Raw genomic sequence first — 10430 nt, 5'->3', positions numbered from 1 at the left:
GCGCGTCCACCGGCGGCACCGAGGCCATCAAGGAATTCCTGATGCCGCTGCCGCCCGATGCGCCGGCGGTGCTGATCGTCCAGCATATGCCGGCGGGCTTCACGCGCTCGTTCGCGCAGCGGCTCGACGGCCTGTGCCGCATCAAGGTCAAGGAGGCCGAGCATGGCGAACGCGTGCTGCCGGGCTACGCCTATATCGCGCCGGGCGACCAGCATCTGCTGCTGGCGCGCAGCGGCGCCAACTATGTTGCGCACCTGTCGCAGGACCCGCCGGTCAACCGGCATCGGCCGTCGGTCGACGTGCTGTTCGATTCGGCCGCCGTGCATGCGGGCAAGAACGCCATCGGCGTGATCCTGACCGGCATGGGCCGCGACGGCGCGCGCGGCATGCTGCGGATGCGCGAGGCCGGCGCCTACAACCTGGCGCAGGACGAGCAGAGCTGCATCGTGTTCGGCATGCCGAAGGAGGCGATCGCCGCCGGCGGCGCGCACGAGGTGGTGCCGCTGTCCGCGATGAGCCAGCGCGTGATGGCACGGCTGGCGACCTTCGGCACACGCGCGCAGCGCGTTTGACAACCACGCGGACGCGGCGCGGCTGGCCTGCGCGGCGCGTCCGGATAGACGCAATCATCCACAACCGTAATGGAGCCGTAGAGTGGACAAGAACATGAAGATCCTGGTGGTCGACGACTTCCCGACCATGCGCCGCATCATCCGCAACCTGCTCAAGGAGCTGGGTTTCGCCAACGTCGAGGAAGCCGAAGACGGCGCCGCCGGCCTGGAGAAGGTCAAGGACGGCAGCTTCCAGTTCGTGGTCTCGGACTGGAACATGCCCAACATGGACGGCCTGACCATGCTGCAGGGCATTCGCGCCGATCCCGCGATTGCGAAGACGCCGGTGCTGATGGTGACGGCCGAGGCCAAGAAGGAAAACATCATCGCGGCGGCGCAGGCCGGCGCCAATGGCTATGTGGTCAAGCCGTTCACCGCAGCGACGCTGGACGAGAAGATCACCAAGATCTTCGAGAAGATCGCCAAGGAAGGGGCCTGAGGCAGCCGCTATGTCCACCACGTCGAATATCAATATCGAGTCCGCCGAGCAGATCATCCAGCGCATCGGCAGCCTGACGCGCATGCTGCGCGACAGCATGCGCGAACTGGGCCTGGACAAGGAGATCGAGCGCGCGGCGCAGGCGATCCCCGACGCGCGCGATCGCCTGAGCTACATCGCCAACATGACCGAGAAGGCGGCCGAGCGCACGCTGAACGCGGTCGAGCTGGCGCAGCCGATCCAGGCCGACCTGGAGAAGCACGCCGAGGCGCTCGACAAGCGTTGGGAGGACTGGTTTGCACGGCCGGTCGAACTGGCCGACGCGCGCGAGCTGGTGCTCGACACGCGCGCCTTCCTGACCGAGGTGCCGACGCAGGCCCGCGCGACCGGCAGCCATCTGCTTGACATCATGATGGCGCAGGACTTCCAGGATCTGACTGGCCAGGTCATCAAGAAGATGATGGACATGATCCAGACGCTGGAGCAGGAACTGCTGCAGATGCTGATCGACAATGTCCCGGCCGAGCGCCGCGTCGAGGCCGGTCCGGCCACGCTGATGAACGGACCGCAGGTCAATCCGGAAGGCAAGCACGACGTGGTATCGGACCAGTCGCAGGTCGACGATCTGCTGGCGAGCCTGGGGTTCTGAGCGGCCTGTCGCTGGGCTATTCCGGCAGGTCCTTTCGCTTGCCGGAGACCGCTGTGCCGTCGGGCCGGTCCGGGGCAAAATGCGCGCCGACATGATCGATGAAGCGGTGCCAGCGCGGGGCATCGCCGGGAATATTGTCGGCCAGTGTCGCCAGCAGACTGGCCTGATCCTGCGATGGGCATGTCTCGATGAGGCGCGGCCAGGCATCGAGGGCCGGTACCGGGGTCTTCTGTTGCTGGGCCTGGGCCGTGCGAGCGCGATCCAGTGCGGCCGCCACGGCGTCGAACGGCATTGTCGACGGCGGTGTCAGGTGCGGCTGCAACAATGTGCGCGCGCGCTTGTCCAGCCCGGGATAGAGGTGCTGCACCCGCTGCTCGAGCCTGCGGAACAGCGCGTCCCGCAGGCCGGCGGGCGCGGCCAGCACGCCCCGGATGGCCGCTTCGAAGGCCGATACGCCGCAAATCCAGCGAATCCGTTCGGCCAGGCGCAGGGGTTCGAGGATGTCGCGGTGCAGCGCAGCGTTCATGCCGCGGCAGCTCTGGCTCAGCGCAAAGGCGTCGGTCCGGCGCAGGTAGCGGGCCACATGGACCAGGATCTCCACGGGCATTGCGTCCAGCCGCCGCCGGCCGGCTTCGCCTTCCGGCTGGACAGTGGCGTCGGACGAGAGGGGAGCCGGAATGTCGGGCGTGGAACGCGGCGCGGGCAAGGGGAACAAGGTACCGAAAGGCATCGGGAAGCTCGAAGAAATGAGGAGGGCGATGGGGTGGGTTGCTACCGTGCGCGGACGTCGACGCGTGCCCGTGGCCTCCGGCATGGGAGCGGCAGGTGAGCGGCAGGTGAGCGGCATTGGCATCGAACCCTCGACCATAGCGGCGAACTTCGCGAGTGTCTTTCCGAATCGCGGCCGCATTACCGCTCTCGCTTGCGCCCTTGCCCACAAAAGAAAACCCGCACGCTGCCGTTAACTCGTTGACAGGACCGTTCCCCCGGCCTCCGCTGCGCACCCCCCCATCCCATCGCCCAAATAGCGCCGCAATCCCCCGCCTATTCGGCCTAATACCCGCCGCCGCCGACTCCGATAATCGACCCCGTCGAAGGGCGGCATGCCGCTTCGCCACGGAGCGGCCATGTCCGAAGAAAGCGATCTCGAAAAAACCGAACCCGCCTCACCCCGGCGCCTGGAAAAGGCGCGCGAGGAGGGGCAGGTGGTGCGTTCGCGCGAGCTCGGCACCTTCGTGATGCTGATGGCCGGCGTGGCCGGCCTGTGGGGGCTCGGCGGCATGCTGGGCCGCAAACTCGATACCGTGATGCGCGCCGCGCTGTCCTTCGAGCCCGCCGTGGCCCACGATCCGGCCCGCATGCTGGCCGGCTTCGCGCAGCTGGTCTGGGAATCGCTGCTGGGCGTGCTGCCCCTGCTGCTGCTGTTTGCCGCCGCGGCGCTGCTGGCGCCGATGGTGCTGGGCGGCTGGCTGTTCTCGACCAAGTCGCTGCTGCCCGATTTCTCCCGGCTGTCTCCGTTCAAGGGGCTGGGCCGGCTGTTCTCGGCGCAGTCGCTGGTCGAGCTGACCAAGGCCGTCGCCAAGTCGCTGCTGGTGGGCGGCGTGGGTTTCTGGGTGCTGTGGCGCCATCTGCCGGATGCCGTGGCGCTGATGAACGCGCCGGTGCAGGAGGCGCTGCTGCGCCTGCTCGAACTGGTGCTGCTGTGCTGCGCGCTGGCCGCCGGTTCGCTGCTGCTGGTGGCGGGCATCGACGTGCCCTGGCAATTCTGGGACTACTTCAAGAAGCTGCGCATGACCAAGGAAGAGGTCAAGCAGGAGCACAAGGAAAGCGAGGGCAACCCGCACGTCAAGGGCCGCATCCGCCAACTGCAACGCCAGATGGCGCGGCGCCGGATGATGGCCGAAGTGCCGAAGGCCGACGTGGTGGTCACCAACCCGACCCATTTCGCCGTGGCGCTGCGCTACGAGGAAGGCCGCATGGGCGCGCCCCGCGTGGTCGCCAAGGGCACCGAGGAGGTGGCCGCGCGCATTCGCGAGCTGGCAGCCGAGCATCGCGTGCCGATCCTGTCGGCGCCGCCACTGGCGCGCGCGCTGCACCGCCATGTCGAACTGGGCCACGAGATCCCGTCCGGGCTGTACACCGCCGTGGCGGAAGTGCTGGCCTGGGTCTACCAACTGAAACACTGGCACCACGCCAACGGGCCGCTGCCCGAGGCCCCGACCGGCCTGCCGGTGCCCGATGAACTTGCCGTACCGGAAAGCCGCGCATGAATGCATTGAACTCGCTGTTCCGACTGACGGGCGGGCAGTCCGCCGGCCAGCTGAAGGCACTGGCCGGGCCGCTGCTGATCGTGATGATCCTCGGCATGATGGTGCTGCCGCTGCCGCCCTTCCTGCTCGATCTGCTGTTCACCTTCAATATCGCGCTGTCGATCATGGTGCTGCTGGTCGGCATGTACACGCAGCGTCCGCTGGACTTCGCCGCGTTTCCGGCCGTGCTGCTGTTCTCGACGCTGCTGCGGCTGTCGCTGAACGTCGCCTCCACGCGCGTGGTGCTGCTCGAGGGCCATACCGGCCCCGACGCGGCCGGCAAGGTCATCGAGGCCTTCGGCCACTTCCTGGTCGGCGGCAATTTCGCGGTCGGCATCGTGGTCTTCGCGATCCTGGTGGTGATCAACTTCATGGTGATCACCAAGGGCGCCGGCCGTATCGCCGAGGTCGGCGCGCGCTTCATGCTGGACGCAATGCCCGGCAAGCAGATGGCGATCGACGCGGACCTGAACGCGGGCCTGATCAACGAGGAAGGCGCGCGCAAGCGCCGCGCCGAGGTCGCGCAGGAATCGGACTTCTACGGCGCGATGGACGGTGCCAGCAAGTTCGTGCGCGGCGATGCGATCGCCGGCCTGCTGATCATGTTCATCAATGTCTTTGCCGGCATGGTCGTCGGCATGGTGCAGCACGACCTGGACTTCTCGACGGCGGTGCGCAACTACACGCTGCTGACCATTGGCGACGGCCTGGTCGCGCAGATTCCGGCGCTGGTGATCTCGACCGCCGCCGGTGTCATCGTCTCGCGCGTGTCGAACAACCAGGACGTCGGCGAGCAGCTGACCGGCCAGCTGTTTTCCGATCCGCGCGTGCTGTACATCACCGGCGGCATCATCGGTTTGCTCGGCATCATCCCCGGCATGCCGCACATCGCCTTCCTGCTGCTGGCGGGTGCGCTGATCTGGTTCGGCACCTATGTCGGCAAGCGCCAGCAGGCGGCCAGGCAGACCGCCAAGCGCGAAGAACGTGCGCCGGCGCTGGCCAACGAGAACACCGAGGCCACCTGGGACGACGTCACGCTGGTCGATCCGCTGGGCATGGAAGTCGGCTACCGGCTGATTCCGCTGGTCGATCGCGCGCAGAACGGCGAACTGCTGGGCCGCATCAAGAGCATCCGCAAGAAGGTGGCACAGGAGATCGGCTTCCTGGTGCCGGTGGTCCATATCCGCGACAACCTGGAACTGAAGCCCAACGCCTACCGCATCACGCTCAAGGGCGTGGAGATCGGCTACGGCGAGGCCGTGCCCGGCCAGTGGATGGCGATCGACCCGGGCCAGGTCAGCGGCACGCTGCCCGGCACGCCGACGCGCGATCCGGCCTTCGGCCTGCCGGCGGTCTGGATCGACAGCGGCATCAAGGAACAGGCGCAGGCGCTCGGCTACACCGTGGTCGACGCCAGCACCGTGGTGGCCACGCACCTGAACCATCTGATCCATCAGCACGCGGCCGAACTGCTGGGCCGCCAGGAAGTGCAGCAGCTGCTGGACCGCATCGCCAAGGAATCGCCGAAGCTGACCGAGGACCTGGTGCCCAAGACGATCACGCTGACGGCGCTGCAGAAGGTGCTGCAGAACCTGCTGGACGAAAGCGTGCCGATCCGCGACATGCGCACCATCCTCGATGTGATCGCCGAGCATGCGCCGAAGATCAGCGACCCGAACGAGCTGACCGCGCTGGTGCGCATGGCGCTGGGCCGCGCGATCACGCAGCAGTGGTTCCCGAACGGCGCCGACCTGCAGGTGATCGGCCTGGATGCGGGCCTGGAGCGCGTGCTGTCGCAGGCTTTGAACTCGGGCGGCAGCATCGAGCCGGGCCTGGCCGATGCGCTGCTGCAGCAGGCGCAGGGGGCGGTGGCACGTCAGGAGCAGATGGGTCTCGATCCGGTGCTGCTAGTTCCGCATGCGCTGCGGCCGCTGCTGTCCCGCTTCCTGCGGCGGACCATGCCGCAATTGCGGGTGCTGTCGCATTCCGAGGTGCCGGACAACCGCAATATCCGCATCACCGCGATGATCGGCGGCGCGGGCTGAGTCCGCCCGGTTTCGCGTTTCGCGGCGGTACCGATCAAGGCGAGGGCGCGCTCACCGTAGCGTTCACAGCGGCGTTCACAGCGGCGCTCACTGCGGCGCCCCCTTCCGTTTGCGCGAGCCCGTCGCAACGGCGACGTCCTCGGCGGGCAACGCCCACATCTCGGCGAGCGACCGATCGCGCGATGGCTGGTCCTTCAGCAGGCGCTCGATCAGCGAACTGAGCATGAACGAAGACGAGGCGCGTGCATCGGCCGGCAGTGCCCGCACCGCGCTCTCCAGCAGCGGCAGCAGCGCGCGGGCGTCTGCTTCGTTGCGGCATCGCAATGCCACCGCGCGCAACACGTTGGCCACGATGCCGATGCCATGGTGCTGAAGCGGGGCAAGCTTCAAGGCCTCTTCCAGCAACCAGCGCGCACGCGGGACGCTCCACTGTTCGGCGCCCCAACGGCCCTGCATCGGTGACAGCGACAGCAGCACGGCGCCGCGGTGGGCCAGCGGCAGCAGGGTCAGCATTTCCGACAGCGCGTTGAGCGCCTCGGCGAGCGTGCGAGGCATCCTCGCGCAGAGCAGCTCGCCCGGATCCGCGGCAACGTCATCCGATGCCTGCACAAAGACCCCCTGCGCCGGGTAGTCGAACAGCACGGTGGCCAGCTTGCTTGCAAGCATTCGCCGGGCGGCACGCGGCAGATCCTCCAGCTCGGCGATCTGCATGCGCCACCTGTGCGGCGTGATGCCGCGCGTGGTGGCCATCGCGGCGGACAGGCGGCCGCGCTCCTCCACAGGCAGCCGTACACCGATCCGGACCAGCGCGGCATGGCGCTGGGGCGGCAGCGGCGCCAGGCCGTGGCTGGCCAGTTCCAACAGGACCGGCAGCATGGCCCCCGGGTTCACGGCCGTCTCGGCGCAATGCGCCAGCGCATGCCAGCGGTTCTCCTGGATGTCGATGGGCAGGCAGGCGACCACGTTGGCCAGGTCGCTGTACACGGCCACGGCGTGCTCCGGCGGCACGGCCGCGGCGGCGACGAACACCTGATCCCATCGCGCGGCCATTCCCGGGTCGTCGGGCGGGGTGTAGCGCAGCACCCGCGCCAGCAACGTCACGCGCCATTCCCCGGGCAGCGCCTGGGCAGCCTGCGCGATCGCCTCGCGGATCGGTCTTTCCAGTTGGTTCGCTTCCGCCTCGTCGTCGTCGTCCAGGCCGTAGTCTTCCAGGCGGTTATGCTCGGCGAGCCGGCCGAGGATCATGGCGACGTCGGCCGGCGGCAGGTGCGAGCCCACGTAGCCGATGAACGCCTGCCAACGCGGGGCAAGCTGCGCCGGCCTGTCCGCCGGATCGGCATGGTCGCGATGCACGAATTCGGTGAGCTCGGCAAGGACGTTTCGCTGCGCGGGCAGCGGAAGGCGGCGCGTCAGCGATTCGATCTCGTCCCAAGCCTGCGCGAGCCGGGCGGCCTGATCACGGGGCGCGTCCCAGACCAGCCGTTTGGCCAGGTTCGCCAGCACGTTGGCGTGGTCCTCCGGCAAGGGCATGCCGGCAGCAGCCGAGTTTCGCACTGCTGCCAGCACAATGGCCTGCGCGTGCGCGTATTCGGCTTCCTGCTTCGGTATGCCATTGGCCATCAGGGCCAGCATCCGGCCGCGCGCGTTCGGCGGCAAGGCGGACACGATACGGCTCCATTGACCGACCGCCGGCAACGGCGTGCCTGCCGTGCCGAACCACCGCAACAGCAGGCGTACCCGTGTCTCCGGCGGCGAGGCGAGCACCCGCTCGAGTAATTCGCCATGGGCCTCCGTGCAGCTGCGCGCCTGGGCGAGACGCTCCCGCGCCGGGTCCTCGGCCGCATAGAGCTCATCCCACCAAGGCCTGGCGCACGCCTGCAGCTGGGGCGCCAGCAGCTCGCCCGACGGTTCCGTCAGCAGGGGGTGCAAGGCTTGCGCGCGCTGGGCAACGGCATGGAACAAGGCGGGGCGGCTTTCCGCCGGCGCCGCCAGCACGCCGCGAATCGCGCCCTGGACGCCGGTCAGGCTGTTGATCCAGCGGATCCGCTCGCCAAGGCGCAGCGGCTCGATGACGTCGCGGCGCAACGCCTCGAATATCGGCCAGCAGGCGCGGCCAAGGGCCAGCGCCGCATTCGGCCGCAGGTAGCCGGCGATGCGTACAAGGATCTCGGTGGGCAGCAACACCAGCCGCAGATCGTCGGCGCCACGCCTGTGGGCCCGCATGACGCCGGATGGCACGGTGGCAGTCGGGAGGCAGTCGCGCGGTGTCGAATCGCAGGGGCGGACGGACAAGGGGGGCGAGGTATCGAGCGGCATGGCGGGCTGGTCGCGATCGAGCGGTCGATCGGCGGGAATCGTGAAAAAGCAGCGAGTCTGTCAGGGGCGAACGGTCACCACTTCCAAAAAGATCCGCGCTGTCGACGCAACGGAGAGCCTTCCTTGCCGCCTGCCAGCCATCGTGGGCGAAATAAAACCGCATGGCTGCCGTTAACCGGTAATCAGACCGTGCTGCCGCGATTCGCCCGGCCGGCGGCACCGTCATCGTCCAAATAGCGCCGCAATCCCCCGCCTATTCGCCCTAATAGCGCCATGCCCCCGCTCGGATAATCGAGACGTCGAAGGGGCAGGCTGCCGCTTCGCCGAGCGGCGCGCGGCGACCACACGAGAGTCGCCCCACGGCCGCCGATTCGCCGGTGCACCGAAACACCGGCGCAGGGAAAGCGGGACGGCCGACCGTTCACCTCGATCCGAACCGCTTGCTTGCCGGCGGGCACATGGCCGCCGCGCAAGACGTTGTTCCGGCCCACCGTACCGGAGCCGGACCACCGGAAGATCGGAATCGTTGCCATACCGGCGTTGCCGCGGGAACCCACTGAATCAAGGGTCGCAAGACATGAGCGTAGCCAAATTTGTGGCGGCCACCGGCCGCGAAGCCTTGCGCCAGGTGCGCGAAGCCATGGGGCCGGACGCCGTGGTGCTGTCCAACCGCACCGTCGACGGCGGCGTGGAAATCGTGGCGATGCGCGATACCGATCTCGGTGCGATCTCCGACAGCGCGCCCCGGTTCCAGCCGCCGGTGCGCGAGCCGATCCAGGTCGCGGCCGCGGAAGACATCGACGGCATCCGCGGCGAATTGCAATCGATGCGCGCGCTGATCGAGCGGCAACTGTCGGGCATCGCGGTTCCCGCCGTGCCGGCCGCCGCCGCCGATCCGCTGCGCGAGTCGCTGTTCGAATGGCTGGTCGGCGCGGGCTTTTCCGCGCAACTGGCGCGCACGCTGCTGGCGCGGCTGCCGGCCGGCTACGACCGTCCGGCCGCGATGGGCTGGATCCGCCAGGAGATCGCCAGCAAGGTGCCGGTACTGGCCGACGAGGACGCGCTGTTCGGCCAGGGCGGCGTGCTGGCGCTGGTCGGGCCCACCGGGGTCGGCAAGACCACCACCACCGCCAAGCTGGCCGCGCGCTTCGTGCTCAAGCACGGCGCCGACAAGCTGGCGCTGCTGACCACCGACACCTTCCGTATCGGCGCGCACGAGCAGCTGCGCATCTATGGCGACATCCTTGGCGTGCCGGTGCATGCGGTCAAGGACGCGTCCGACCTGCGCCTCGCGCTGGGCGCGCTGTCGCAGAAGCATCTGGTCATCATCGATACCGTCGGCATGAGCCAGCGCGACCGCAATCTGTCCGAGCAGATCGCGATGCTGGCGGACGCGCCCGCGCCGGTGCAGCGCGTGCTGCTGCTCAACGGCGCCAGCCACGGCGATACGCTCAACGAGGTGGTGCACGCCTACCGCCACGACGCCGCGCCGGGCGCCGGCATCGACGGCTGCATCATCAGCAAGCTCGACGAGGCCACCCATCTGGGTTCGGTGCTCGATGTCGTGATCCGGCATCGGCTGCCGGTGTTCTACGCCTCGACCGGCCAGCGCGTGCCCGAACACTTGGAACTGGCGCGCGGCGACGCGCTGGTTGAGCGCGCCTTCCTGATGCCGCGGCGCGGTTCGGTGTTCGCCGACGCGCAGGCCGCACGGCGTGCGCTGGCTGCTCAAGGTGCGGACGACGCCGCCGATGCGTGCCGGGGCGCGAGCAACGAAGCGCACGACGTGCTGCGCTCGATCGCGGACAGCGGCCACGCCGTGGGCGCCTGCGTCAACGCACTGCGCGACGGCTCCTATGGCTTTGCGCTGCTGCGCGAGCTGTGGGCGAGCCGCGCGGCGCAGGCCGAGCTGCGTCCGCTGGTACGCCAGGTCCGCGATGCGATCTGCCAGGACGCAAGCCGCCATTGCGAACACTTCGTGCTGTCCGCCTCGGTGACGCTGCCCTGCGCGGTACCGGGCCGGCGCGCGCCGCAGCCGTGGCAACACACGCTGTGGCTTGG

The 10430-nt window shown here is 68.7% G+C and carries 8 protein-coding genes; 6 read left to right on the top strand and 2 right to left on the bottom strand.

Annotated features, from left to right (window positions below):
* The 3 genes from AC6EI8_RS19795 to cheZ all read left to right on the top strand — a co-directional run.
* On the top strand, positions 1–572 hold a 572-nt coding region (locus AC6EI8_RS19795; RefSeq protein WP_498382679.1), incomplete at its 5' end, for a chemotaxis protein CheB.
* A gap of 82 nt (positions 573–654) precedes the next feature.
* Positions 655–1050 (top strand): chemotaxis response regulator CheY, encoded by a 396-nt coding sequence (gene cheY / locus AC6EI8_RS19790; RefSeq protein WP_006577576.1) that lies wholly within the window; start codon positions 655–657, stop codon positions 1048–1050.
* A gap of 10 nt (positions 1051–1060) precedes the next feature.
* Positions 1061–1699 carry a protein phosphatase CheZ gene (gene cheZ / locus AC6EI8_RS19785; RefSeq protein ID WP_149319450.1) on the top strand — a complete coding sequence of 213 codons (639 nt, stop codon included), beginning with the start codon at positions 1061–1063 and terminating at the stop codon, positions 1697–1699.
* Positions 1700–1715: 16 nt separating this feature from the next.
* On the opposite strand, the gene AC6EI8_RS19780 is transcribed toward cheZ, so the two are convergent.
* Positions 1716–2429, bottom strand: a complete 714-nt coding sequence (locus AC6EI8_RS19780) for an F-box protein (protein WP_498382678.1) — start codon at positions 2427–2429, stop codon at positions 1716–1718.
* A gap of 397 nt (positions 2430–2826) precedes the next feature.
* On the opposite strand from AC6EI8_RS19780, the gene flhB reads away from it, so the two are divergent.
* Together flhB and flhA are read left to right on the top strand one after the other, a co-directional pair.
* Complete coding sequence (gene flhB / locus AC6EI8_RS19775) at positions 2827–3969, top strand: flagellar biosynthesis protein FlhB (protein ID WP_150084627.1); 1143 nt, start codon at positions 2827–2829, stop codon at positions 3967–3969.
* Positions 3966–6053 (top strand): flagellar biosynthesis protein FlhA, encoded by a 2088-nt coding sequence (flhA, locus tag AC6EI8_RS19770; protein WP_149319453.1) that lies wholly within the window; start codon positions 3966–3968, stop codon positions 6051–6053. The genes flhB and flhA overlap by 4 nt, the downstream gene beginning before the upstream one ends.
* Positions 6054–6140: 87 nt before the next feature.
* On the opposite strand, the gene AC6EI8_RS19765 is transcribed toward flhA, so the two are convergent.
* Positions 6141–8369 (bottom strand): hypothetical protein, encoded by a 2229-nt coding sequence (locus tag AC6EI8_RS19765; protein ID WP_498382677.1) that lies wholly within the window; start codon positions 8367–8369, stop codon positions 6141–6143.
* A 577-nt stretch (positions 8370–8946) separates the two neighbouring features.
* On the opposite strand from AC6EI8_RS19765, the gene flhF reads away from it, so the two are divergent.
* The coding region (gene flhF, locus AC6EI8_RS19760) for a flagellar biosynthesis GTPase FlhF (RefSeq protein WP_498382676.1) at positions 8947–10430 on the top strand (1484 nt) is incomplete at its 3' end.

The organism is Cupriavidus sp. R6-3, assembly GCF_059772245.1.
This window is presented reverse-complemented; position numbering and strand designations above follow the sequence as displayed.

Coding starts and splice junctions, on each gene's coding strand:
- cheZ (WP_149319450.1), top strand. CDS start 1,061: ATGTCCACCACGTCGAATATCAATATCGAGTCCGCCGAGCAGATCATC.
- AC6EI8_RS19780 (WP_498382678.1), bottom strand. CDS start 2,429: ATGCCTTTCGGTACCTTGTTCCCCTTGCCCGCGCCGCGTTCCACGCCC.
- flhB (WP_150084627.1), top strand. CDS start 2,827: ATGTCCGAAGAAAGCGATCTCGAAAAAACCGAACCCGCCTCACCCCGG.
- flhA (WP_149319453.1), top strand. CDS start 3,966: ATGAATGCATTGAACTCGCTGTTCCGACTGACGGGCGGGCAGTCCGCC.
- AC6EI8_RS19765 (WP_498382677.1), bottom strand. CDS start 8,369: ATGCCGCTCGATACCTCGCCCCCCTTGTCCGTCCGCCCCTGCGATTCG.